This is a genomic window from Bacillus sp. AP8 (assembly GCF_000321185.1).
GTDB lineage: Bacteria > Bacillota > Bacilli > Bacillales > DSM-1321 > Bacillus_AD > Bacillus_AD massilioanorexius.
Window position 1 is genome coordinate 28,474 of record NZ_CAPG01000033.1, and the last position, 26,226, is coordinate 54,699.

General features: G+C 33.1%; 26 protein-coding genes. 3 read left to right on the forward strand and 23 right to left on the reverse strand.

From position 1 onward, the window contains the following. Positions 1–148: 148 nt before the first annotated feature. The 15 genes from BN349_RS07895 to sigY form a co-directional block, all read right to left on the reverse strand. Positions 149–1,504, reverse strand: a complete 1,356-nt coding sequence (locus BN349_RS07895; RefSeq protein ID WP_019241747.1) for an arsenic transporter — start codon at positions 1,502–1,504, stop codon at positions 149–151. Positions 1,505–1,878: 374 nt separating this feature from the next. Beyond that, a complete protein-coding gene (locus tag BN349_RS07900; protein WP_019241748.1) occupies positions 1,879–3,402 on the reverse strand; it encodes an FAD-dependent oxidoreductase in 1,524 nt (507 codons plus the stop codon). Positions 3,403–3,756: 354 nt separating this feature from the next. Beyond that, positions 3,757–5,286, reverse strand: a complete 1,530-nt coding sequence (locus tag BN349_RS07905) for a DHA2 family efflux MFS transporter permease subunit (RefSeq protein ID WP_019241749.1) — start codon at positions 5,284–5,286, stop codon at positions 3,757–3,759. A 457-nt stretch (positions 5,287–5,743) separates the two neighbouring features. Continuing rightward, entirely contained in the window at positions 5,744–6,775 is a 1,032-nt protein-coding gene (locus tag BN349_RS07910) for an AI-2E family transporter (protein WP_019241750.1), read from the reverse strand. A gap of 302 nt (positions 6,776–7,077) precedes the next feature. Further along, positions 7,078–8,166, reverse strand: coding sequence for a YkvI family membrane protein (locus BN349_RS07915; protein ID WP_019241751.1), 1,089 nt, complete (start codon positions 8,164–8,166; stop codon positions 7,078–7,080). Between the two features lie 113 nt (positions 8,167–8,279). After that, complete coding sequence (gene menC, locus BN349_RS07920) at positions 8,280–9,389, reverse strand: o-succinylbenzoate synthase (RefSeq protein ID WP_019241752.1); 1,110 nt, start codon at positions 9,387–9,389, stop codon at positions 8,280–8,282. A gap of 14 nt (positions 9,390–9,403) precedes the next feature. Continuing rightward, a complete protein-coding gene (locus BN349_RS07925) occupies positions 9,404–10,237 on the reverse strand; it encodes a GNAT family N-acetyltransferase (protein ID WP_019241753.1) in 834 nt (277 codons plus the stop codon). Between the two features lie 15 nt (positions 10,238–10,252). Continuing rightward, positions 10,253–11,386: a M20 peptidase aminoacylase family protein gene (locus BN349_RS07930; RefSeq protein ID WP_019241754.1), complete on the reverse strand. Its 1,134-nt coding sequence runs from the start codon at positions 11,384–11,386 to the stop codon at positions 10,253–10,255. 14 nt (positions 11,387–11,400) lie between these two features. Further along, the gene (locus BN349_RS07935; protein ID WP_019241755.1) at positions 11,401–12,246 is read right to left on the reverse strand and encodes a MurR/RpiR family transcriptional regulator; all 846 of its coding nucleotides are present in this window, start codon (positions 12,244–12,246) and stop codon (positions 11,401–11,403) included. A gap of 178 nt (positions 12,247–12,424) precedes the next feature. Beyond that, positions 12,425–13,198 carry an ABC transporter permease gene (locus BN349_RS07940; protein WP_019241756.1) on the reverse strand — a complete coding sequence of 258 codons (774 nt, stop codon included), beginning with the start codon at positions 13,196–13,198 and terminating at the stop codon, positions 12,425–12,427. After that, the gene (locus tag BN349_RS07945; protein ID WP_019241757.1) at positions 13,195–14,079 is read right to left on the reverse strand and encodes an ABC transporter ATP-binding protein; all 885 of its coding nucleotides are present in this window, start codon (positions 14,077–14,079) and stop codon (positions 13,195–13,197) included. The genes BN349_RS07940 and BN349_RS07945 overlap by 4 nt, the downstream gene beginning before the upstream one ends. 1 nt (position 14,080) lies before the next feature. Further along, complete coding sequence (locus BN349_RS07950) at positions 14,081–14,275, reverse strand: PLD nuclease N-terminal domain-containing protein (RefSeq protein WP_019241758.1); 195 nt, start codon at positions 14,273–14,275, stop codon at positions 14,081–14,083. Then, positions 14,276–14,500 (reverse strand): hypothetical protein, encoded by a 225-nt coding sequence (locus tag BN349_RS07955; RefSeq protein WP_019241759.1) that lies wholly within the window; start codon positions 14,498–14,500, stop codon positions 14,276–14,278. Next, positions 14,497–14,808 (reverse strand): DUF5345 family protein, encoded by a 312-nt coding sequence (locus BN349_RS07960; protein ID WP_019241760.1) that lies wholly within the window; start codon positions 14,806–14,808, stop codon positions 14,497–14,499. The genes BN349_RS07955 and BN349_RS07960 overlap by 4 nt, the downstream gene beginning before the upstream one ends. Continuing rightward, positions 14,798–15,352, reverse strand: coding sequence for an RNA polymerase sigma factor SigY (gene sigY / locus BN349_RS07965; protein ID WP_019241761.1), 555 nt, complete (start codon positions 15,350–15,352; stop codon positions 14,798–14,800). The genes BN349_RS07960 and sigY overlap by 11 nt, the downstream gene beginning before the upstream one ends. A gap of 359 nt (positions 15,353–15,711) precedes the next feature. On the opposite strand from sigY, the gene BN349_RS07970 reads away from it, so the two are divergent. Further along, positions 15,712–16,218: a YusW family protein gene (locus tag BN349_RS07970; RefSeq protein ID WP_019241762.1), complete on the forward strand. Its 507-nt coding sequence runs from the start codon at positions 15,712–15,714 to the stop codon at positions 16,216–16,218. 464 nt (positions 16,219–16,682) lie between these two features. Here BN349_RS07970 and BN349_RS07975 read toward each other — a convergent pair whose 3' ends face one another. Then, the gene (locus BN349_RS07975) at positions 16,683–17,435 is read right to left on the reverse strand and encodes an SDR family NAD(P)-dependent oxidoreductase (RefSeq protein WP_019241763.1); all 753 of its coding nucleotides are present in this window, start codon (positions 17,433–17,435) and stop codon (positions 16,683–16,685) included. A gap of 256 nt (positions 17,436–17,691) precedes the next feature. On the opposite strand from BN349_RS07975, the gene BN349_RS07980 reads away from it, so the two are divergent. Beyond that, the gene (locus tag BN349_RS07980) at positions 17,692–18,126 is read left to right on the forward strand and encodes a Dps family protein (RefSeq protein WP_019241764.1); all 435 of its coding nucleotides are present in this window, start codon (positions 17,692–17,694) and stop codon (positions 18,124–18,126) included. Between the two features lie 301 nt (positions 18,127–18,427). Here the strand turns inward: BN349_RS07980 and BN349_RS07985 are convergent, their stop codons facing one another. The 5 genes from BN349_RS07985 to hmpA all read right to left on the reverse strand — a co-directional run bounded on the left by BN349_RS07985 (position 18,428) and on the right by hmpA (position 23,637). Further along, positions 18,428–19,150: a LutC/YkgG family protein gene (locus BN349_RS07985; protein WP_222860254.1), complete on the reverse strand. Its 723-nt coding sequence runs from the start codon at positions 19,148–19,150 to the stop codon at positions 18,428–18,430. After that, entirely contained in the window at positions 19,147–20,574 is a 1,428-nt protein-coding gene (locus BN349_RS07990) for a LutB/LldF family L-lactate oxidation iron-sulfur protein (protein ID WP_019241766.1), read from the reverse strand. The genes BN349_RS07985 and BN349_RS07990 overlap by 4 nt, the downstream gene beginning before the upstream one ends. A 43-nt stretch (positions 20,575–20,617) precedes the next feature. Further along, complete coding sequence (locus BN349_RS07995; protein WP_019241767.1) at positions 20,618–21,334, reverse strand: (Fe-S)-binding protein; 717 nt, start codon at positions 21,332–21,334, stop codon at positions 20,618–20,620. Positions 21,335–21,473: 139 nt separating this feature from the next. Continuing rightward, positions 21,474–22,199, reverse strand: a complete 726-nt coding sequence (locus BN349_RS08000) for a FadR/GntR family transcriptional regulator (RefSeq protein WP_019241768.1) — start codon at positions 22,197–22,199, stop codon at positions 21,474–21,476. Positions 22,200–22,431: 232 nt separating this feature from the next. Further along, a complete protein-coding gene (hmpA, locus tag BN349_RS08005) occupies positions 22,432–23,637 on the reverse strand; it encodes an NO-inducible flavohemoprotein (RefSeq protein WP_019241769.1) in 1,206 nt (401 codons plus the stop codon). A gap of 169 nt (positions 23,638–23,806) precedes the next feature. Here hmpA and BN349_RS08010 point away from each other — a divergent pair, with 169 nt between their 5' ends. Continuing rightward, entirely contained in the window at positions 23,807–24,238 is a 432-nt protein-coding gene (locus tag BN349_RS08010; protein ID WP_019241770.1) for an RrF2 family transcriptional regulator, read from the forward strand. Between the two features lie 151 nt (positions 24,239–24,389). Here the strand turns inward: BN349_RS08010 and BN349_RS08015 are convergent, their stop codons facing one another. Together BN349_RS08015 and BN349_RS08020 are read right to left on the reverse strand one after the other, a co-directional pair. After that, positions 24,390–25,484 carry a branched-chain amino acid aminotransferase gene (locus BN349_RS08015; protein ID WP_019241771.1) on the reverse strand — a complete coding sequence of 365 codons (1,095 nt, stop codon included), beginning with the start codon at positions 25,482–25,484 and terminating at the stop codon, positions 24,390–24,392. Positions 25,485–25,919: 435 nt separating this feature from the next. After that, entirely contained in the window at positions 25,920–26,174 is a 255-nt protein-coding gene (locus BN349_RS08020; protein WP_019241772.1) for a hypothetical protein, read from the reverse strand. Positions 26,175–26,226 lie beyond the last annotated feature (52 nt).

A 26,226-nucleotide genomic window follows, 5' to 3' on the forward strand; every position in this document is an offset into this window, starting at 1 on the left:
ACAGAATCATACTTTTATCCTCTTATACTCACAACAAATTATTTCTTTTATAACACGAAGGATATATAGATTATCGTCAAATATATGTAATTTTTTAATAAAAAATATGCCAAAAGTAATTCTCCATCACTTTTAGCACAAGGCATAATTATCTAAAAAACAAGTGAATCCAGCAATAAAGTAACACTATTGTTACAACTAATGTTAAAGGTATAACAACAAGTGATACTTGTAAATAATCTTTCCATTTAACCTTTATCTTGTTTTGCTTTAAGATATGCATCCAAATTAAAGAGGCTAATGTTCCAATTGGTAACAATAATGAACCAATATCACTACCTATAATACTTGATAAATACATCGTTTTTAATGTAAGAGGATCTAAATGTAATTCAGTTAGTGTTATCGTTCCAATTAACAACGCTGGATGGTTATTAAAAAAGTTGGATAGAACCGAAACGAGTCCTCCCATTAGAAAACTAGCTTCAAATAACCCTTTTTGTACAATCGGCTCGCTAATTTGAACAAGTAAATCTGTTAACCCTGAGTTGTGAAGACCGTAAATGATAACATACATAGAAAATGCAAAAAGTAAAATCTGCCACGGGGTTTTTTTCAAAATATCAGTTGGATTTGTGCGTAGATGATACCATCTCCAAACTAATAGAACGAATGAGCCTAATATAGCGACAAATTCTATAGGTATTGAAAAGTACGATGCAATAAAAAGAGAGCAGCGAATGATAAAAACAAAAAGAAGGATTTTCAACATAAATATTGTACGTTTTTTTCTAGTTTCAACTGAGATTTTCCCTTTTAATGGATGAAAGTTTTTGGTGAAAAATATTTGTTCCATATCATACACTGTTTCTGGTAATCTCCCAGGTAATTTCTTTTTAACTAATATGAACATTAAATAGGACATAAATAGTAATCCGATGGATGCTGGAATAAACATCATAGCAGTATGCATGTATAATGTCATATGAACAATTTTTAGAGCAATTAAATTTACTATATTGCTTACTCCAATTGGCGTTGATGCTGCTGTTGCAATTAGGGCTCCTGTCAATAAATAAGGAATTTGTTGATGTGGTTTTAAACGAAGATTTTTTAGAAGGAGAATTAATATAGGTGTTGTTATAAGTATGCTACCATCATTATTAAATAATAAAGTCATGAGAAAACATAAAAGTTGAATATACCAATACAGTCGATACCCTGAACCTTTTGCTAATGCTCCAATTCTTGCTGCTGCCCAATGAAAGAATCCAAAACTTTCTAGAATAACAGCCATTACAATCGTCGAGATAATAGTAATAGAGGCTCCACCGATTTTTTCAACAATATCTATGACATCTGCTTTTGTTACTACACCTGTTATTAAAATGATTACTGCACCTATTGCCGCTGGCCAAGCTTCATTAATTCCCATAGGTCTCCAGAAAATAATCAAAGTTGTTATCAGGAACACAAAGACTGAAAGAAAAATGTAAATATCCATTTTCTTGTATTTCCCTCCTTTCCTGATTTACGAATAAAAGTTTTTTCTACTTTCAATATCATATGCAAATCTACTAAAATGTATCTAGTTAATAGACTAATTATCTTCTGAATGTTTATTCGTCTAGTAAATATTTTCTAGTTATCAGTCTAAATATTTTCTAAAAATAGTATTGATGTAAATGGTGAGATTAAACTCTTACTCATCTAGATGAAATAAAATAGGAATGCTTTATTTGTTTCTATCGACAATAGGTTATCCAAAAAGGCTATTTTCGCATACTTTGTTGCCTATAAATAGTGAGCAAAGATTGAATAGAAGAGGCCTCTAAAAAGTGATAAAAAATCATTTTTTAGACAGCCCCTCTTTAATTATTATTTAATTTTCTTTAACGGACATTTGGCAGGCCCTTCTAATACCTCACCAGTATAGGAAAATCTAGATCCGTGACAGGGACAATCCCAACTCAAATCGCCACTATTCCAATTAACCTCGCAGCCTAGATGTGTACAAGTTGTATCAACTATATGAACAACACCAGCTTCATCTTTATAGCCACCAGCTATTTTCCCGTTTACATTGATGTGCGCACCTTCATTAATTAATAAATCTTCTGCTGTTTTTTCAATAATACCAAGTTTTCCTGATACTAGATTTTTAGCTACGTTTGCATTTTGGACAATAAAACTTTTGACCGCACTACCTGAAATGGCACGTGACGGATTAAATAAATCTTGCCAATCATTCCTTCTATTTAGGATCCTATCACGGAGTAACATTGCTCCTGCTGTTCCATTTGTCATGCCCCATTTTGCATAGCCTGTAGCAACGTATATATTTTCTTCACCTGAAGTAATATTTCCAATGTAAGGAACACTATCTAATGTTTTTAAATCTTGGGCTGACCAATGGTAAGAAAAATCTTCAATATGAAAATATTCATTAGCAAATTGACTAAGAGCCTGATAATAATAGCTTGTGCTTTTTCCTTGACCAGTTTTATGACTTTCTCCTCCAACTAGTAATAACTGTTCTCCTTTTGATAGAGGAGTAAAACGAATGGAGCGTGTTGGACTTTCAGCACTAATGTACATGCCATTAAAAGGCTTTTCTTTTACTTTTGCAGCTACAACGTATGAACGTTCTGCATATAATCGTGCAAAATATATTCCTTTCCAATCCACAAAAGGAAAGTGAGAAGCAAGAACTACTTGTGACCCAGAAATTTTTTTACCATTTTTCAATATTACAGAAGGTCTATCTCCTGTTTCGAGATCAACTGCGATTGTATTCTCTAAAATCGCACCTCCAGACTTTTCTAGCTTCTCTACTAGTTTATTTAAATATTTTAAAGGATGAAACTGCGCCTGATTTTTCATGACAATAGCTAACTTAGATGCAAACGGTAATGTTGACAGATTCGTTAATTCTCCATCAATAGATAACTTTTCATATGCCTTGTACTCTCTTTCTATTTGTTCGATATAACTTTCAGAATTTGTATAGATATAGGCATCTTGTATGCTATAGTCACAGTCGATACGATGTGTTTCTATTATATGGTTAATGAACTGTTCTGCAGCATGATTGGCTTGATAGTATTGTTCTGCTTTTTCTATTCCAAGCTGCTCTATAAGTTTGTCGTAAATAATATGATGCTGAGAAGTAATCTTAGCTGTTGTATGTCCAGTTGTTCCATTCATAATTCGATTGGCATCTATAAGTGCTACTTTTTGTCCCTCTTCAACTAAAAGAAATGCTAAGGTAATTCCCGTTATACCTGCTCCTACTATAACAGTATCAACGGCCATATCTTCATTTATTTGAGGAAATAAAGTACTTTCTACAGATTCAATCCAATAAGATGTCATATGATTGGTTTCATTTTTATCATTCATTTAATCTCCTCCTATATTCTATTAGCATTTACCTTTTATAACCAGTTATACTCATGAATAAAAATTGATTAAAAGAGACTTACTATGATCACGTTATGTGAGATAAAAAAACAACAATAAAACGTATTCCTCAACATAAGAAAAGACTAAACGTCTTACAAACAAAAAAGCAAATCCTAAAAAACACCACATCCTGCGCAACGTCTTGGCTTATTGACATAAAGGGGTAAAGGAGCTATAGCTAGACAATAAACCAGGCTCAAAGTGATATTTTTCTGACCATGTAAAAAAGAGCGTCATAAAAAAGCTAAGCTTTTCATGACGCTCTCTGGATTTTTTTGTATTCTAGCAGCCTTACTCTTCTTTATTAGCTGCTGCTTCTTTAGTACTTTCATTATCTTCTTGTACACTTGCATTCAGTTTTACTCTTCTAATAAATAAAGCCAGAATTAAAGCGAAAACCGTAATCCACATTGAAACAAAGAACGAATCATTAATTCCGTTTATAGTAGCTTGTGCCATGATTTGTTGCTTCATTTCAGCCATTGCAGCTTCTGATGGAGTACCAGTTAATTTACTCATTGCAGCTTCAGCTAATTCTTTAGCATGCGTTGTTGTACGATTTGCCATTACAGTAACAAGTAACGCTCCGCCAATAGCCCCAGATACTTGTGATAAAGTACTGTTCATAGCCGTACCATGTGGTGTGGATTTTAATGGCAATTGATTTAAACCATTTGTCATGATTGGCATCATGACCATGGACATCCCGAACATACGAATTGTATATAAAATGATTAAAGTTGTATAAGTTGTTGTAAAAGTTAATTTACTGAAATAATAGGTCGTGATAATCGTAATAGACAATCCAACTAGTGCCAAAATTTTCGCACCAAATTTATCAAACAATTTACCAGTAATCGGCGACATTATCCCCATGACAATTGCACCAGGTAACATGAGTAATCCGGAATCTAATGGTGATATACCTCTTAAATTTTGAAGGTAAATTGGCATTAATAGCATCGCTGAGAATAAAGCCATGTTTAAAGTGATAGATATTGCCGAACCTAACGCAAACATTGGATATTTATAGATTCTAAAATCTAGCATTGGTTGTTCAAGCTTTAATTGACGCAAAATGAATACGATTAATGCAATAACACCAACGATAAGTGTTATATATACTTGTGGATCATCCCAACCTTTATTTCCAGCTGTACTACAACCGTATAATACTCCCCCAAAACCTATACTAGATAGAATAATAGAAAGAACATCTAATTTGATTACTACTTTTTCTTTCTTATCATTTAGTTTAAAGAAAGCAAAAATTAAAACAAGTAACGCAATTGGTGAAATAATGTGAAATAACATTGGCCATGAATAATGTTCAATAATCCATCCCGAAAGAGTCGGACCAATTGCTGGAGCAAAAATCATAACTAATCCCATGATTCCCATTGCTCCTCCACGTTTTTCAATTGGAAAGCTCGTTAATAGAACATTCATTAAAAGTGGCATCATGATTGCAGCACCCGACGCTTGAATCATTCGACCGATTAACAATAGCGCAAAAACTGGTGAAAATCCTGCAGTAATTGTTCCAATAGTAAATAGAGTCATTGCTGTTAAAAATAATTTTCTAACAGAGTATCTTTGAATTAAAAATGCAGTCGATGGAATCATAATACCATTCACTAACATATATCCATTCGTTAGCCATTGCACTGTAGAAGCTGTAATGTCAAATTCTTTCATAATGGACGGTAATGCAATATTTAGCAGAGTGTTACTTAAAAGAGCAACAAAGGCTCCGATTAATAGGATTGCTAATATCCCATAATCTGGTTTAACTTGTTTACCTATTAATTTGTTTTCCATTTCTACTCCCCTTGACTTTTTAAAAATAAACTTTGGTTATATTCATTAGTAAGTGTACATATAACAAACTTATTAGTTGCAATCTACCACTAAAGAACGAACTTTCTAAATATATCACTTATTAGTAATATAATAAATAAACAGTATGTTCAAAAAATAACCGTGCAGTATATTATAATACACGTATCAATTTATAGAATCAACCATAAAGCTAATGAAATAAGATATTTTTCTATTACATTTCATTCGAAAATATGGAATAAGTAGTAATAGCCAGACTTCTTAGAGATAAGCTGAATTTAAATGTGTGGGGATACTTATAAGAAACCTGGATGATATATACGACGTTTTCCGATTGTTCAAACAGTATTTTGTTGCAAAATAGTTCCTCTAAAAAAGCCTAAGGAAACGAGGCTGCCTCAACATGAGACAGCCTCGTTTCCCTGCAATATTTAATTTACGTTGTTTTTTCTTGCTTTTCTTCTGGAATTTCAAGCATATCAATGATGAAGATGAAGATCGGTATACCTATAATTAATCCCCAAATACCAAAGAAATGTTCAGCTAACAATAATACAGCTAGTGTAAAAAATGTTGGCAAATTCGTTTTAACTGACATAAATTTAGGATTTAATATATATGCCTCTAAAGCATGAATAATCATTACCATAACAACTACAGCAACCACTGTAGTAAAACCACCTATATTATAGGCAATCATACAAAGAGGTACTAAAGATATGATTACTCCCGCAACTGGTATAAGTCCTAAAAAGAAAATCATAATACCTAGTCCAATCAGTTGTGGAAAACCTAATACCCACAATACTAATACGGAAATAATTGCGTTAGTTAGCGCAATTAAAAACTGAACTTCGATAACTTTTCCAAAAGAATTTACAAATTTAAAACCAAAATGCTCAATGTTCACGAAGAATTGGCTAAATTTACTCTTTTTAAATTGAGAGGTAAAGCTTGCAATCTTTTTCTTTTCTAATAATAAGAATAAACTCAGAATAATACTAATCATAATGTGCAAAGCAATTGTACCAATACCCGAAGCGTATTTGATTACAGACTGTATACTAGACATATTCTTTTCTATATCTAATGGAGTATCCCCAATGGTCTTTATAATAAATCTTATCACTTTGTCATCCGGTGGGTGTTTATAGAAATGGATAATTTGATCAATGAGCTCTAGGATTTGTTTGATTATGACTGGGAAGTATTTATACATAATTAATCCAATTGCAGCTACAACAACTGTGTACAATATAACTAGAATAAATTTCGGATTAACCTTAATAAATTTCTCTAATAATTTCGATATATGTATTTGAAATTGATTCATTAAAAAAGCAAATATAAAAGTAAACAACACCAAATGTATCAAATTTCCAATAAGATACAAAAATACAATTAATATTAAAAGTGTAACGAATCTTGAAAATCCTTTACTTTTTATAAAGCTTATAAATTCATCCATTTATTATATTCCTCCCCTTTCTATCTATATTTGTCTAAACATAAATAAAGCAATATTTTCATTTAGTTATAATAAGATTTATTATCCATTTCCCCTTTACAAATCTCCATTTATTTATCGGAAAAGACATATTTCTATTTTACACTAAGTTTCTTAATTTTTATAAATAAATCAACTATAAAATTATATTACTCACAAAGTGTTCATTATAATGATATGAACATCATATACCTATATTCAAAGAAAAGGTGTTTCAAAAATAAATTCTTGAAACACCTTTCCAAAACAACATTCGTCGTTACTTATCTAACATCAAGTATTCTATTTACGTTTTCTGTTTCATGACTTTTATGTTTGGCTCTAATCCAAGACAGTATAACTGCTGCTATAATTACAAATCCCAAGTACCCCATTACTGGATAAACTGTACCAACAAGCTTAATGAATCCAACAAAGCTAGAAAAAAACGCTAGTAAGCCTACCACTATTACAGCTCCTTTAAATACTTTTGTTTCTGCCGTTACAAATCTAGCGGTAAAAGCATATAACATCCCAACCGAAGTGTTATATACCATACCTAATAATACTATCGCTAAAACCCCTCCAAAAATAGGAGATATTTCATTAGCTAAATACAAAGTTGGCATTTCAATACCATTTAAATTTGGAAGTTTTACCATCATTCCAATATTAATTAAGAATAACAGAACCCCTAAACCAATTCCTCCCAAAATCCCCCCCATGGCTGCTTCTTTCTTGTTTTTTAACGTTCCTCCCATTAATGCTAACATGGCTATACCTGCTGCAATATTATATGACACGTATAATAAAGAACCCATCACCCAATTAGACGCTGCTGCAGATTCTGGTTGAGAAATATTTTTCATTTCCGAAAAACTAACATCCGTTGTTAAAAATGAATAGACAGCTATAATAATCATGATTCCTAGTAAGAATGGTGTAATCGAGCTGATTATTGTAATGATTTTCTTGACATCTAATAATAACGTGGCAATTGTAATGACTGTCATGACAATATTACCAATGATCGGTGAAATACCAAATTGTTGTTGGAAAATAGATCCTGAACCAGCGATCATCACTACTGTTACACCGAATAAAAAGAATGTGATGATAAAGTCAACGATGATTCCTAAATAACGTCCGCAAATATTGTAAATAACCTTTTTATGTGAAATAGTTTGCATATGACTGCCAAGCTGTGCAATTTGCATACCGAGAAAAGAAAAACATAAAGTGGCAAGAAGGACTGCTGGTATACTCCAAATACCAAAATAGGTAAAGAATTGTAACACTTCTTGTCCTGATGCAAACCCCGCACCGACAATAATTCCAACAAATGCGCCTGCAAGATTTATACTATTCTTCATAATTAGCCCCTCTATAAATTAATTAATAATTCTGAATTTTCACTGTATAAGTTTATGATGGATAATTCATCCATCATAAACTTATACCTAAAGTTATATATCTATTTCATGTATTACTTCGTATATTTTTTACTAAAGTGACAATACTCATCTACTACTCGATAGTTCACTTCATAGCCAATACCTGAATTATCAGGCACTGTAATAACACCTTGATCTACTGTTACTTCAGGCTCAATGATATCCTTATGCCAGTAATTTGCTGAAGCAGCTGTATCACCAGGTAGAATAAAATTATCCAAAGTAGTTAAAGCGATATTATGTGCTCGACCAACACCTGATTCAAGCATCCCACCACACCAAACAGGAATATTATTTTCTTTACAATAATCATGTATTTTCTTAGCTTCTGTTAATCCACCAACTCGACCAATTTTGATATTAATTATTTTACAGCTTCCTAATTCAACTGCTTTTCTAGCATCCTCAACAGAATGAATACTCTCATCGAGACAAATTGGAGTTTTGATTTGTTTTTGGAGTGTTGCATGGTCTACTATATCATCCGATGATAATGGTTGTTCAATCATCATTAAATTAAATTCATCTAATTGTTTGAGTAACTCAATATCTTTCATGCGAAAAGCAGAGTTAGCATCTGCCATTATTGGAACGTTTGGAAATTTTTCACGAACAGCTCTTACTACGTCTACATCCCAGCCAGGTTGAATTTTCATCTTAATCCGTTTGTAACCAACTGCTAGAGCGTCTTCTATTTTTTTCAATAAATCTGGAACTGTCTTTTGGATACCTATTGAGATACCAACATCTATTTTTTTGGCTGTTCCACCTAAGGCAGTACTTAATGTTTGGTTATTCTCTTTAGCATATAAATCCCAAATTGCTCCTTCTATCGCTGACTTCGCCATATTATTCTTACGTATATGTGCAAATAACTCATTGACCTCATTCGGGTGTTCAATTTCTTTATCTAGTATTAGTGGGATTAAGAAGTCTTCTAACATTGTCCAATTTGTTTTTATCGTTTCTTCATTATACCAAGGCGCTGCAAAGGCTACTGATTCTGCCCAGCCGGAAAGTCCATCTTCATTTTTTACTTCTACTAAAATAAAATCTTTATCAACGAAGGTCCCAAAGCTAGTAGTAAATGGTGCAATTAATTTCATTTTTAATTGTCTTAATATTACTTCCTTAATGCGCATTTCTTCTCTCTCCCTTATCGATCTATTTGAACCATATCTTGTCTGACTAAAATATAATACTGTATGGAACTATTTTTTTCTCTTTGTACGTCTACTAAAACAAAGTCTTTTTCAAAAAGAATAGTAAAAATTTGTCTAGTTTTCATTCGCCAATCAGAAGCTAAATCTAAATGTTCATTTTTCATTTGCTGAAATTGGGTAGTTATTGGCACATATATCGCTTCATCTTTATCAACATTGTCTAACACATGAACATCAAACCAATCGATTATAGGAAAATTGGAATCATGGCTAGCAACTGTCGCTATATGAATCGGCTTATACGAAAGGAAATCTTGTTTATTTTTAACATAATCACTAGTAATATACCATTCTACTTGGAAACGATCTGTTGCTAATCCAGAAGTTAACGTTCCTTCCATTTCACCATAGCAGTTTTCAATATAAGTGTTACAAATAGCATTTAATTTGCCGACATTTAATTTTGCATTTGCCGTTTCTAATGGATCAAATGTCCATGATACTAACTTATATCCTTTTTTTAATGCTTCCTCTTTTTGAGCTATCTTTAATTGTTCACCTAATCCTTTTCCTCGATAAGCGGAGTCAATGGCTAGCATATGAGAACAAAGATAAGCTTCGCCGTTTCGAAAGCCAGGGAAGCTATACTGAAAGCCAATTAATTGCTTTCCTAAATAGCCACCTAAAATAATTCCACCATTTTTTACAGCGGTCAGTGTCTGATGAGTTGGTATACAATCCATGCCCCACGTATCGATTTCTAGTTTTTGCATTGCTTTTAATTCGTCTATTGTTTTTAAAGGCTTTATCGTAAAGATTTCACTCATCCAAATCGTCCCTCTCTATTTCTGTTTTGAAAATGTTAGCATGATAGCCTTTGTTAAAATTTCTATTCCTGAAAGTAAAGCTTCTATATTAAAAGACATGTTTGGATGGTGAAGCCCAGGAGTTAAACCACATCCTAAACCAAGCATGGTTGCTTTTACATGTGAATTTTTCAATGTATAAAAATGAAAATCCTCTCCACCAGTTGTTATCACTGGTCGAACTAGGTTTTCTTTCCCTAACGTTTGCTCAATCGCTTCTGCCATAATATTCAGAGCAGCCTGATCTACAATAGCAGCTGCCACGTTAGCTCCTTTTTCTAGTTTGATCTCGACATTATTTGCTAATTCTAACGCATTTGCTATTCGTTTCACATGCTCGTTTAATTGTTTCATAACATCGTTCGTTTGCGCACGTAAGTCTAAGCTAAATGACGCCTTTCCAGGAATAATATTGCTACTCTCACCACCAGCAGAAAACTGTGTCATTTTAACTGAATATGGGACAGAAGGATTTAAATGGATAGCATTCAACATAGTCACGAATGAAGCGCCAATTTCAATTGCATTTTGTCCTTGGTGAGGACGAGCGCCGTGAGCATCCGTTCCAATGATTTCACCTTTTATAAACTGAGCCGCACCATGTACGATAGCGGGAGCAGCTTGTCCATCCTTCACTTCCTCAATGGGGCGAAGATGCACTCCGTACAAATAATCAACATCATCGAGCACATGTTTTTCAAGCATCTTCAAAGCCCCTGTACCTTTTTCTTCAGCAGGTTGAAAAATAAACTTCAATCTGCCATCAGGTTTATAATTCAATTCCTTTAACACAAGTAAAACACCAAGTGCCAACGTCATATGACCATCATGCCCACAAGAATGATTGGCTTGATAGACACCATTAACTTCCTGCCATAAGGCATCTATATCCGATCGTAAAGCAACTGTATGGTTTCCTTCTCCTATTTCGGCAACAACTCCTGTACAATCTGAAAATGTTGTAATTTTACAATCATTTTCTTGTAAAATATTTAAAATAAAAGCTGTCGTATTCACTTCTTTCCAGCTTATTTCAGGATTAGCGTGTAAATGATGATATATCTCATAAATTCTTGGCTTTAATTGTTGTATGACTGATGTAATATCCATTATTATTCACCTCATTATTTGTAGAAAAATTCATCTTCATTAAAAGAATCATATTTCGCCTTGCGCTCTTTAAATGCTTTCTCATCATAAAGGGAAACACCAGCCACCAAAGCATTTAATAAGGAAAATAAGACCGGAGCAGTATCAATAGTAGACACTCTTGATTTAGATATCGGCAATAAGACATCTGAAAAATCAGCTATTGGTGCTAGCTCAGAGTCTGTAATTCCTATCACAAACGCTCCTGCTTCTTTTGCCATTTTTGTAAGCTTTATCGTTTCCTTCATATACCGATGAAAAGACAACGCTATAAAGATAGAATTTTCAGACATTTTATTCAATTGAAGAAAAACATCATCTATATCAGGTCGATAGACATGTATATCATCTCGGACAATACTTAATGTAAATCCTAGCCAATGAGCAGCAGCAAAAGATGAGCGTAAACCAGAAATTAATATGTAATCCGCTTCAGATAATCTTTTCACTACATGTAAAAAATCCTCTTTCGAAAGGTTTTCGATTGTCTTTTTTATATTTGTCATATCTTGTTTCATAACACTTTCCAAAAAGTTCGGTTCATTCATCACTTGCTTTTTAGAAGAATAATATTCATTTAAACTACTTTTTTCAACAAAAATCTGATTTCGAACTATTTTTTGTAATTCACTAAACCCTTTTAGTTGTAAAGAATAGCAAAAACGAATAATTGTTGTCTCACTCACTCCTACAACTTCGCCAATTTCTTGAGCCGAATGAATAGCAAACTCATGTGGATGATCCAATAAGTATTTAGCCACTTTCTTTTGACCAGTAGAAAGGGTAGCGAATATCTCTTTTACTTTCGTCTGAAAATCCAATAAACATCCTTCCTCTCTACAAATATGAATTTTATACTTTTTTTATTTATATATGAAGTTTGAACTTCATTTGAGATTAAAGTTATTCTATCATAAGAAATATGGGTATTCAACTGAATTTTTAGAATTTTTAATCAATATCACCTAAAATAAAAAGCCATTTTACAGGCTTTTTATTTTAGTTATTTATTTTTTTAACAGCCATTGCTGAAACAAAGTGTAATAAAAGCATGACTATGATTGTTACTATTACACACCCCCATAAGCCTTCGATATTCCTTTCACCACTAACTATTGAAACTGCATAGCTACTTAAATGTGTCGGACTATACTTCAGGGCATCTACAAACCATCCGCTTCCAATAGATAGCACTCCTAAAACGAAAACATTAACAATAGCAATTGCTCCGTTACTAGTTAATAATGCACTTGTACAAACTACACACGAAACAATAAAAATGATATATAAGCAATAGAGAAGTAAACTTGCTAATACTAAATTCCATGAAACAACATCGTATAAAATAATTGTGTAATATAAGGACAATAAATAGCCACAAATAAACGAAAATACCAATAATAAACTGTTAGAAACTAGTTTACTAGCAATCAATGAGAACAAAGAAACTGGGCGAACAAGCAATAAGCTTAATGAACCGTTTTTTCTTTCATCATTAATAGCTCCCATAACTGTTATGATAATAAGTAAAACACCCATTGTATTTAGTTGTGACAAAACAGCTCCCATCACTTCTCCGCTTGTTAATTCAGGCATAGAAAATATCGCTCCATCAGGTAATCCTCCACCCATTTTCAATATATCTTCCATATAATAATTAGTAATTGGTTGCATCACCATGTATAGCATAAAAACAATAGGTACATAAATAAGCTTTTTACTTCTCCATATTCCAACTAATTCTTTTTGTAACAACACTGAAAATATCTTCATTTCTTTACCACCTCCATAAACACACTCTCCAATGTCAGCTTCTCTTTTTGAAATTGGATAATATCAAGATGATGATTCAGACACCATTGTAGAAGCTCTTCCTTACTTTTCTCATTCTGTAGGGTTAAATTAGCCGTCTTAGCATCTAGCATATTGACATTTTTAATAAAATTACATGTATTGAAATCACTTGGAAAATCATTTGATATTTTTAACGTATAAGTCTTTGTGGTTTGGGAGAGCAATTGATCTAATGTTCCTTGTGCAATAATGGAACCTTCTTTCATAAACAAGACGTCATCACTAATTTCCTCTGCATCGTGTAAAACATGTGTAGAATAAACAATGGTTGTTTTCCCCTTTAATCCTGACAAAATATTCATAACATCTCGTCTACCAACAGGATCAAGCGCAGATACTGGTTCATCTAGAAAGAGTAATGAAGGTTCATGTAACAAGGCTTGAGCAAGACCAAGTCTTTGTTTCATTCCTCCAGAAAAACCTTGAATTTTTCTATTGCTAGCTTCAGTAAGTCCTGTAGAGTCTAATACCTCTTCCACCTTTATTTTTAATTGTGATTTGTTTATTTGAGATACTTTCCCCATAAACATTAAAAACTCTTTAGCAGTCATCCAATTATAGAAACTTGGGATTTGAGGAAGAAAGCCAATTTCTTTTTTCCAATTATTTGTTCTATGAAAAGATACCTCACCTTGATCACTGTCTAATAAACCGACAAGTATTTTCAAAAGAGTTGTTTTCCCAGCACCATTAGGACCAATTAAAGCAACACATCTTCCTTTTTTGATTTGAAAGCTTACATCTTGTAAAACCTTTCTATTTTGAAAACTTTTTGTAATGTTTTTCACAATGATATTCATATTATCTATCCTTTCTACCAAATATAAAGTAGACTACAGGACCTATTAAATTAACGAAAAGAATAATGATTGTCCATAACCATTTAGGACCTCTAGTCTCTTCCTGTTTAATAAGACTAACAAGAGCCGTAACCATTAATATAAGTTGTAGAATGATAATAGGTACTAGTATTTGTAACAACAACGTTTTATCCATCTATTCCCTCTCCCTTTTTTTATCTGGATACACAACACAAAAATAATACAGAATCGCGCTTGATGGAATATTTAATAAGCCAATAAATCCCCAAAACCATGCATTTTTTCCTCTTTTTTTTGCAGAAAGAAAAATGATTGTGCTTTGAGTCAATAATACGGACGTTAAAACAATCCAAAATATAACCTGAATAGGAAATGGTAAATCTAAAACATTTACACTCATACACATTGATCCTCTTTATGGCGATTTTTTCTTTCGAAATACGTATATATTAGAGCAAGACATATACCTAACACTTGAATTACAAAATAAATAACCGTTGCCTTCATTAATAAAGTTGTTAATAAAAGGATGATTCCAAAAGCGATAATCATAAATGCCATTAGTTCTCTTTTTTGCGATTTTTTGTATTCTTCTTTTTTGTCCTTTAATAAAACGGAAAGTGTCGCATGATTTGGTGGGGTAACATCGTACAACTCATCCACTTTCTTGAATGCGTGCTTTATTAATTTTTCTTCTTCATTTTTCATTCACTTGCAACTCCTTTCTTACAAGTAATATACTTTTATGAACTCTAGATTTAACCGTACCCTCTTTTATCCCTAACATTTCGGCTATCTCTTCATAGGTAAATCCATAATAATGCTTTAATAATAAAGAAATCCGATGATTCGCATCCAACTTCTGAATAATCTCCATCAATTCATCGTATTCATAGCCATTGTGCTGCATTTGCCAACGTAAAACATCAGAATAATTTTCTTTCGTCTTTTTAAATAACCATCTCTCTCTTTTCTTTTTTCTCAAATAATCGATATAGATCCTTGTTGCAATTGTAATCATCCAGCTTGTCAATTTACTCGAACCATCATATTTTTGAATGTGTAAGTAACATTTCAACATGGTTTCTTGCAATATTTCTTCAGCTATTAGCGGATCGAATGTCATTTTGATAATGTACTTATAAAGAAAAGAATAATGAATTTGAAAAAGTTCAACAAATGCCTCTTCATCGCCAGATTGTGCTCTACCTATAAGATGTTCTTCATCCTCTATATCAATATTTCCATTCATTATGTGCCTCCTTTTTGTTGAACTACCTATAATACGATTCCCATGCGCAAATCGTTCACTATTTTTATTCATTTATTTTTCTCTTTTTTAAAAAATACTTAAATCATTCCCAAAAACCTATACACTACATATAGACTCTACCTCATCTAATATGAACCTTTCTTCACTATTTGGCTTTTTTCGATCATTCCGTTTTACTTTCCAAAAAAGTGTAGAATGCCAATTATTATCAAACTTACTATAAAAAAGTGACAAACTACGTAAATATAATTAAATATTTAGCAAAGGTTTATACAAGTTAAAAATGGGAAATAATTTTAGCGTATGTTAATTACCATTTAGATACGGAGGAATTTTACATGAAGACTTTAAGAGTATTAATAATATGTAGCTCTCTACTATTATTAGCCGCTTGTGGCAATGATGACGACAAAGATAAAGTAACAAATCCACCAAATAATGCACCCGCTGAAAATAATAATGGAACGGATGCAACCGATACAACAGATACGAATGATTCAACAGATCAATCCAATCAAAATCAAACAAATATCCCTTTTACCTCTTTCGATTTAGATGTTGATTATGCAAACTTTAAATCATTTGAAGTTGAATATGAAAACGAATCTGATGGTATGGAGGCAAAACTCGAAGATGAGTTAAATAATCGTAAAATTAGAGGCGATGAAGCCTTTGCTGAAATGCAAAGTCGTTTTCAACAATTTAAGTTTGATCAAAACACATCGGTTGATGAAGTAATTGATGAAGTTTTAAAATCCTTCAACTTAAAATCAGACTTTAAAAAGTTTGACCTAGAAATAAAATTTGCGGATGGTACAGAAAAAGAATACCAAAAGACACAATAAGATCTACCAACATCACAATGGCTGTTTTCGTATACTTCGTTCCTTTGAACAAGTGAATATTGGCTGAGTTTAATTCAGCTGCTAATAGGAGACTTTTTTCCCCACAAGGTAGGCAGTGAGCTCGGCATAAATTACTTTGTGGAGATCTCACATCTCCCACTGCTCATGGAAGAGTCTCGATTTGAAAACAACATTATTTTAGAAAACGACCATAAAAATAAAGAAAGCTGAATCATTATATAAACCATATGACTCGGCTTTCTTTTTTTATCATCACTTATTTTGGATCACTGTGTCGATGTGTAAAACAAGAAATATAAATCATAAATCTCTGAGTCTCCTACGGAAGAAGTAAGCTATATAAAATCCTTTTTTAATTCAGAAGAAAATTGGTAGAACTAAAAACGGATGATAGCCATATTCAACACAGATCATAATCAATAACCTCATAACATCATTACATATCAAACAGCTGAATAGCCACCTTCAATAGGTAATTCTATTCCTGTGATAAAAGATGATTCATCAGAAGCTAAGAATAGGACACCATTCGCTATATCTCTTGGTTTACCTAATCGTGGCAATGGCGTATTCGCTTTAAACCAATTCATCATATGTTCATTTGTAAACATATCTTTAGTCATTGGTGTTTCAATATACCCTGGATGTACGGAATTGCAGCGAATATTATGTTTTGCATAGTCAATGGCTACAGCTTTTGTTAATAAGCGCAATGCACCTTTTGATGCAGTGTATGGACTTGCACCACTTCCACCTGTTAAACCTGCAATAGAAGAAATATTAACGATGCTTCCACTTTCATTTTCCATCATTATAGGTAAGACATATTTCATTCCGAGAAATGCACCTGTTAAATTAATATCCATTACTTTATTCCATTCTGCTACTGATGTTTCATGTAGTGATTTATTTATCGTAATACCTGCATTATTAACAAGGATATCTATTTTTCCAAATTGACTAACTGCTTCTTTTACGACTGATTTCCAATTTTCTTCAGAGGAAACATCATGATAGAAACCAATTGCATGGCCACCGTTTGCTTTTATTTCTTCAACTACATCTTGTACTTTTTCAGCTTGGACATCAGTAACAACAACCTTTGCTCCTTCTTGAGCAAATAAAATGGCTTCATCTTTTCCTTGTCCACCACCAGCACCAGTAATGATAGCTACTTTATTCTCTAATCTTCCCATTAATATTCAGCTCCTTATCGAATAATATTGCTATACGATATTGATATACCACAATATCATTTTCTCAAACGTATAATTTAGGTTCTGAAAGATCTTTACTTTTCTTTTTAAGACCATAGAAGAATCATTATGCTTTTTTAACAATTTAGACATAACTTCCAATGAAAACATGCAAGATAATATTAGATTGCTCGACAATATGGTAATATTATTATGTTACATAATTCACAACTATCAAATTATAGGAGGAGTTTATATGAGCAAATTACACCCATTAATGAATCAACAACTAACAAACTGGACAGTTTTGTACACAAAACTACACAATTATCATTGGTATGTTAAAGGAGCGAACTTCTTTACCTTACATGTTAAATTTGAAGAATTCTATACAGAAACAGCTACATACATTGATGAAATCGCAGAACGTTTACTTACAATTGGTGGACAACCTGTAGCAACATTAAAAGAAACTTTAGAAGTTGCTACTATCAAAGAAGCTAATGGTGGCGAAAGTGCTGATGATATGGTAAAAATCATTCTTCAAGACTTCACTACTTTAACTAAAGATATTGAACAATTATTGGAAGTAGCAGAAGAAGCAAAAGATGAAGAAACAGCAGATCTTTTCTTAGGCATTAAAGCAACTCTAGAAAAACATATCTGGATGCTCCAAGCATACTTAGGATAAATAGAAAAAAAGAGTCCATTCAAATTTTTTGAATGGACTCTTTTTTCTATTTGTTGTTTTAGCAAACTTTGATGACACATGAACAATATAGATATAGGTTGAATTTTGCTTCAGAATGCTCGTTTACTGCGAGACAGACAGACGCTTTCATCCAGGTTTTTTAATCAAACTTTTGAAAACATCCTTCGTTTTTTAATCATCATTTTATGTTAACCCTTCACTCTAGCTCCTTAACCCATCTAGTTTATAAACCAACATAATTTTGATACTCATTGGTACTACCAAGAAAGTAGTGCTTTACTTATTTATCTTCTACAACAATATAGGCTGCCTTCACAGGTCCATGAACACCTACAACAAGAATCATCTCAATATCAGCAGAATAACTAGGACCCGATACAAAATTTATACTTGATGGAACTAACTCTCCTCTTTGTACTGAGTCACGGAGGTATTTAGCGGCCTGCGTTATTCTTGGAACTATCGTACTCTTAGGAATAATGGCAATATACGTTTTCGGTAATAAACTGACAGCTCTTCCCTTTTCTTTACTACTCAACAATAATACTGTTGCTGACTCAGCTAAAGTTAATTCACTAAAAGTTATCCCAACATTAGATTTTTCAGCTAATGCCATATTATCTACATCCCCATCAGGATTCCACTCATGAAGAGGATGACCTTCATTTGGCAGCTCCTTTTTTAACAAATCCGCAATACCAAATTCTTCAAAGCGCTCGTCTTTAGTAATAGTGATGGGACCTCCACCAAAGTAATCAATCGCTGCCTTTAATGTATGAACTAAATTTTCTGAATTCGTTTGATAATAATCAGTATGAATTTTCGTGCAATGTTCCTTCATGATTTCTAACAATTCATCAGTCGTTTTATCTTTCAACACTTCATGCTGAGGCTGAAATTTATATGATGGACGCTCCACTCCTGACAATCTTGGTTTTCTACCAAGATTACTAGCAATGTTATTTAGAAATTTTTCACGGTTTTGAATGGTACCTGCCATTATGATTGACCACCTTTCTCACGATTCGCAAACCAATCACGGAATCTTTCTTTATTTGGAGCAGGAAAATCACGAATTTCTGTCCAGGCTTTCAGTGGCCCAGGTCCATTGGATATTTTATCATTGTCTGTAAATGGACTCATCGCAGATGGAGCAATTTTGGAACCAATCTTATAAAGCATTGGAGATGCTGCACCTAACCCGAAAGCCTTCATAGCTAATTTCTCAGAAATAGGCGCTTTACCTTCCCTCTCCACGATATTTTGACGATGCTTATGTAACAATTCATGTAATGGTATTTTAACAGGACAAGCATCTGTACAGGCTGCACATAAAGTAGATGCGTAAGGTAATTCCTTATATTCATCATATCCTCCAAGTAAAGGAGTGAGAACGGCACCAATTGGTCCAGAATAGATAGATCCATAAGAATGGCCACCTATATGACGATATACTGGACATACATTGACGCATGCTGCACAACGAATACATTGCAGAACCGATTGGAATTCAGTACCTAAAATTTTCGAACGTCCGTTATCAACAATAACTAAATGAAATTCTTCAGGACCATCTACTTCACCAGGCTTTCTAGGACCGGTAGTAATAGATACGTAACTTGATAATTTTTGACCGACAGCACTTCTTGTTAACATTCCAACCAATACTTCAAACTCTTCAAATGTAGGGACGATTCGTTCCATTCCCATTACAGTGATTTGTGTTTTCGGTATAGTTGTAGCTAATCTACCATTCCCCTCATTCGTTACTAGACTTACTGATCCAGTTTCTGCGATAGCAAAATTACATCCAGTAACTCCAATATCAGCCGTCAAAAAATCAGGTCTTAGCACTTCACGCACATGATTAGTCAGCTCACTTGCATCCGATGATTTTGTATAACCGATTTTTTCAGCAAATACTTCTCTTACCTGCTCTTTATTTTTATGTAAAGAAGGTGCGACGATATGTGAAGGTCGATCATGATCATCAATTTGTAAGATATACTCACCTAAATCCGTTTCTACCACATCACAGCCTATTTCCTCTAAAACATCATTTAAATTAATTTCTTCCGTAACCATCGATTTTGATTTAACAATCTTTTTGGCGTTTTTCTTAATTGCTACTTCTTTAATATATTGGCTCGCTTCTTCAGCAGTTTCTGCAAAGAATACATGACCACCTAAATTTGAAACATTTTCAGTTAATTGATATAAATAGAAATCCAAATTTTCAAGAACATGCTGTCTTATTTCTTCACCATGATTACGCCAATCTTCCCAATTGCCTAATTCATCAACGGCTGTATTTCTCGAACTATGTAATCGTTGTTGCGCACTTGAAACTGCCTGTCTCATAAACGTATTAGACAATCCTTTTTCAATTCGATCTCCAAAATTGTCCGTACCGATTCTCATTGCCACTTTGCTTCAACTCCTATCCATATTCTTTCTTTTTCTATACTATTCATCGACTATTAAGCACTTCGGCAATATGTAGAACTTTTATTGGTTTTCCTTTACGTTCAATTCTTCCACCAATATTCATTAAGCATCCTGGATCAGCACCAATGATATATTCTGATTCCGTTTCTTCTATGCATTGAACCTTTTCATCTACCATTTGTTCAGAAATTTGACCCATTTTCACTGAGAATGTGCCACCAAAACCACAACAGTTTTGTTTATTTGGTAATGAAGTATATTCCAAGCCTTTCACATTATTTAATAACGTGATTGGTGCATCTTTAACACCCAATAATCTCGTCATATGGCAGGATGTATGATATGTAACTTTGCCTTCAAAACGTGCTCCTACATCTTCTATTTTTAATACATCTACAATAAACTGCGTTAACTCATATGTTTTATTAGCCAGTTCTTCTGCTTTACTCTTCCATTTGACATCATCCTGAAAAATATGAGGATACTCTTTAAACATCGTAGCGCATGAGCCTGAGGGAGAGACGACATATTCAGCATGTTCGAATGCCTGTATCATTTTTTTCATAGCTTCTTTAGATTCTTTTACATAACCACTATTATAAGCCGGTTGTCCACAACAAATTTGAGCTGCCGGAAAGTCTACTTCACAGCCTAATCGTTCCAATAGCTCTACAGTTGCCTTTCCAGCATTAGCATTGAACATGTCTACTAAACAAGTGGCAAATAGACTAACTTTCATTTTTTTATCCCCCTATATGATTTTAGGTAAGGTCATCTGATGACCTTACCTAATTATAAGCTATATTACATGTTAAATTAACTATTTTTTTGAATAAATCTAAATTATCTAAAAATACTACATACATACAGCGTTTTGATCATTTTTTATTTTCATTATATAAGGCTAGGTTTTTCTCAACGACAGTAATATGATTCCACATTGTTAATTCTGCTAATTTGTCATTCTTTTGGACAATAGCATCTAAGATCGCTAAATGGTCTTGATAGATTTGTTCTACCTTTCTTTCTTGCGAATACAGCCAAATTTTCCTTGTTTCTTTCATATTGACTTCCATCATTGCCGACACATTCTCCATAAGCTTATAAAGCATTGGATTACGAGTCGCTCTAGCAATCCCTAAATGGAATAAAATATCTAACCTCTCTTGCTCCTCTTCCTTCTCAAAAACCTCTTTCATTTCATTTAATATAGATTGTAAGTATTCTATATCTACTTCACTTCTATTACGGGCAGCTACTCCGACTACTCCAATTTCAATAATCTTACGAACCTCAAGCAAATGAATGACATCATTATGATTCATTAAAATAGCAGGCGAGATAGAAAAATCCAAATCGTCAACATCAAATTGTTTAATATAAGTTCCTTCCCCCTGCCTCATTTCTACTAAGCCCATCGCTCTTAAGGCACTTAAGGCTTCTCTAATAGCGGACCTGCCAACTTGAAAATTCTCTGCAAGCTGTTGTACAGAGTCTAACTTATCTCCAGGTTTCAATTCCCCACTTTTTATCATATTATGAAGTGCTTCAGATACTTCTTCATACAATTTTCTTTTTTTTATTTTTTTATACTCAATCCCCATTGCACTTCACTCCTAGTTTAATATCTATAATATCTAGATGTAAATCTCAATATCTTTAATTTATAGGAAATTTGTATATTTTGTAAAGTTTCACATTTATAAGAAATAGAAGCGGAATTTAGATTGTATTTTTTCTCTGGTAAAAATGACAAAAGGTATGGAGAGGATTTCCTTTCCATACCTTTTATCAATAATCAGTTGCTTTCAAAAATTTTTAGGAAGCATTTTTATCTTATTGTTCTATATTCATTGCAGGTCCAAAGAATTCATAATGAATTTGCTCACTTGCAATTCCAAGTTGAGTTAGTTCATTTACCATTGATTTCATAAATGGTACTGGACCACACACATAGAAAACGCCTTCTTGATTTAATTCATTCACATCTTGTAATTGAATTCTACCCATTTTGTAAGAGAATGTAGGTGTATTCTCTGTATCTACCTCATCAAAGAAATAAGATGTTTCTAGATTCGCTAAAGTCTTTTTCATTTCCATTAATTCATTTGCAAACGGTTGTAGAGAAGGATTCTTCATTGCGTGAAGGACCGATACCTTTCTCTCTGGATTTGAGCTTGCAGTTGCTTGAAGCATGCTCATGAATGGTGTGATTCCAACACCTCCAGCAATAAAATAGACTGGTTTTGAATCATTCACATCGATCGTAAAGTCACCAGCAGGTGCCGTTACTTCAATTGTATCCCCTTCATTTAGGTGATCATGCAAGTAATTTGATACTTTTCCATCAGGTAAACCTTCTAGCCGTTCTCTTTTTACTGAAATTCGGAAATATTCATCTCCTGGCTTACTTGTTAAACTATATTGTCTATTGAGTAGGTACTCTTCACCAGGTATGTTCACACGAACTGTAATGTATTGTCCTGGAGCAAAATTCGGCGTTTTCGTTCCATCAGCTGCTTTTAAATAAAATGATGTAATATTATCACTTTCTTTTACTTTTTTAACTACATTAAAAGTTTTATATTCTGCCCAACCTGCCTCACTTCCAGCTTGGTCGTACATTTCTTGTTCAACAGAGATAAATACATCTGCAATAACACCGTATGCTTCACCCCAAGCATCGATAATTTCATCAGTAGCAGCATCACCTAAAACTTCCTTGATGGCCTTTAATAAATGTTCCCCAACAATCGGGTAATGCTCCGGTTTAACTACTAGACTTCTATGTTTATGTGCAATTTGTTTAACAGCTGGAAGTAGTACCTCCAATTGATCGATGTACTGCGCTGCTGCATAAACTGTATTTGCTAATGCTGTTTGCTGTCTACCTTTTTGTTGGTTCGCTTGATTAAAAATGTTAAGTAATTGTGGATGTGTTTCAAACATGTTTTTATAAAACGCTTTAGTAATTTCATTTCCGTGTACTTCTAGTACTGGTACTGTTGATTTCACGATATCAATTGTTTTTTGTGATAGCATAACTTCTCCTCTTCCCTAAACAAGTATTCTAAATACATCTTTATTATAAGAAACCATATTTCTAAAAGCAATATTTAAAATACATCTTTATTATCAAATGTGTCCAATTTTCGAATCGTATGTTACTATTAAAATAAATAATTGCTTTTTTTAGTGAGGAATATTTGACATGAAATTAACAAGTTATACTGACTACTCTATAAGAGTATTACTGTATTTAAATATCCATAATAACGAATTAAGTACCATCCAAGATATTGCTGATGCCTATCATATATCTAAAAATCATCTGATGAAAATCATTTATAATCTTGGTAAGCTAGGCTATATCGAAACAATTAGAGGTCGAAATGGTGGTATTCGATTAGCAATGAAACCAGAAGATATTAATATCGGAAAACTAGTAAGAGAAACCGAGGAGGACTTCAATATTGTAGAATGTTTCTCTAGCGATCATAGTGGATGCCCGATTACGTCCATTTGCACTCTTAAAGGTGTATTAAATCAAGCATTGTTTGCCTTTTTAAAAGTATTAGATGAATATACTCTTGACGATATTTCAAAGAACAAGCTTCAGCTACATCAACTATTTCATAAATAAACAAAGGTGATGCCCCAAAGTGATTTTCCATCATATTTTGGGGCATCACCTTCACTTTATGTTGAATTATTTTTTATACTAGCTTCAACTGAATGTGCAAATAAATAAAGAAGCGATCTTACCTAAACATAAGATCGCTTCTTTTTATTCATTATGCATTTGCCGAAGCATTCACAACTACTTCTTGTACCCAACCAAATGGATCTTCGATTTCACAGTTTTGAATACCTGTTAATGTATCATATAATTTTTGCGATAATTCGCCTGTTTTGTTGTCATTGATTTCAATCGATTTATCTCCCCAAACTAACCCACCAATTGGAGAAATAACTGCCGCAGTACCAGTTCCCCAAGCTTCTTCTAACTGTCCTTTTTCACTAGCCTCAAAAATTTCAGCTATTGAAACGCGACGTTCGTTAACTGGGAGATTCCAATGTTTTAATAATTCAATAATAGAGGCACGAGTTATACCGTGTAAGATACTACCGTTAAGCATAGGTGTTACAATTTCTCCATTAATTTTGAAGAATACGTTCATTGCTCCAACTTCTTCAATGTATTTTCTTTCAACACCATCAAGCCATAAAACTTGTGAACAGCCATTCGCACTTGCCATTTCTTGAGCTTTCAAGCTAGCAGAATAGTTACCACCTGTTTTAGCTGTACCTGTACCACCTTTTACTGCACGTACATAATCATTTTCAACAGCAATTTTTACAGGGTTAATTCCTTCTTTGTAGTATGCACCAACTGGTGACATAATGATTATAAATTTATATCTACTTGAAGGATTTACACCTAAAAATGGTTCAGTTGCAATGATGAATGGACGAATATATAGTGATGTCCCTTGAGAATGAGGAACCCAATCTTTATCAATTTCGATTAATTTTTTTAATCCATTCATAGCTTGTTCAACATCTAATTGAGCAATACATAAACGTTCATTCGATAAATTCAAACGTTCAAAGTTTTTCTCAGGTCTGAAAAGAACTATTTTGTCTTCTTTTGTTCTATATGCCTTCATTCCTTCAAATACTGTTTGCCCATAATGGAACACCATACATGCAGGATCTAATGTTAGCGGTTGATAAGGAACAATTTTAGCGTCATGCCATCCTTGACCTTCAGTATAATCCATTACAAACATATGATCTGTAAATACCTTACCAAATTGCAATGTTTCATCTTTTGGTTTTTGTTTTTTGTTATTACTTAAAATAATTTCAATACTTTTCTCACTCATATTTATAGCTCCTTTACTTACTAAACAATATTATATTTTAATTATCAGAAAAATATGATAAAAGTTATTTTACTCCTACCTTTGCTATGTATCAAGGAATAAATATAAAAAAATCAAATAAATTGTTTTAAAATAATATCTATCCGCTATTATTATATCAATATAACAATTAGAAAAACAGCTTTTACATGCTAAATTTCACGCCTCAAAATATTTCTTTAAAATAGACTTTTAAGCAAACTTTGCTACCTACTCTTAATATGTGCTCGAATATAGCATGAATTCTATGTGCCGAGGATACTCACTTTCCTTTAGACAGGCTGTGAGCATCCTCGGCGCACAGTGTTGCCTGTGGTAATACACCTAGTACACTTCAATCAAACTAAATATTAATAAGAATTCCCTATTATTTATAAAGCGAATAAATCTAGCTGTTTAATAAACATATGGGGTACCATAATAATACGGATAGGAATATGGGTAAGGATATCCACCGTACGCTCCAAGAGGACCAGCCAATAACGTCCCTATAGCAAGACCACCTAGGAATGGTAAGCCAAAGCCGCCAAATCCCCACCTAGACTGATCCCATTCCCAACCTGGTCTACCTCCAAACTCTGGACGAATTCTCATATCTTCATAAAATCCTGTTGGGTAATAGGAATCATATGACACTAACTGAGCATTCATTCTCATGCCTCCCATTTTCATAGTTCATGTTATGTATATGCAACATCATCAT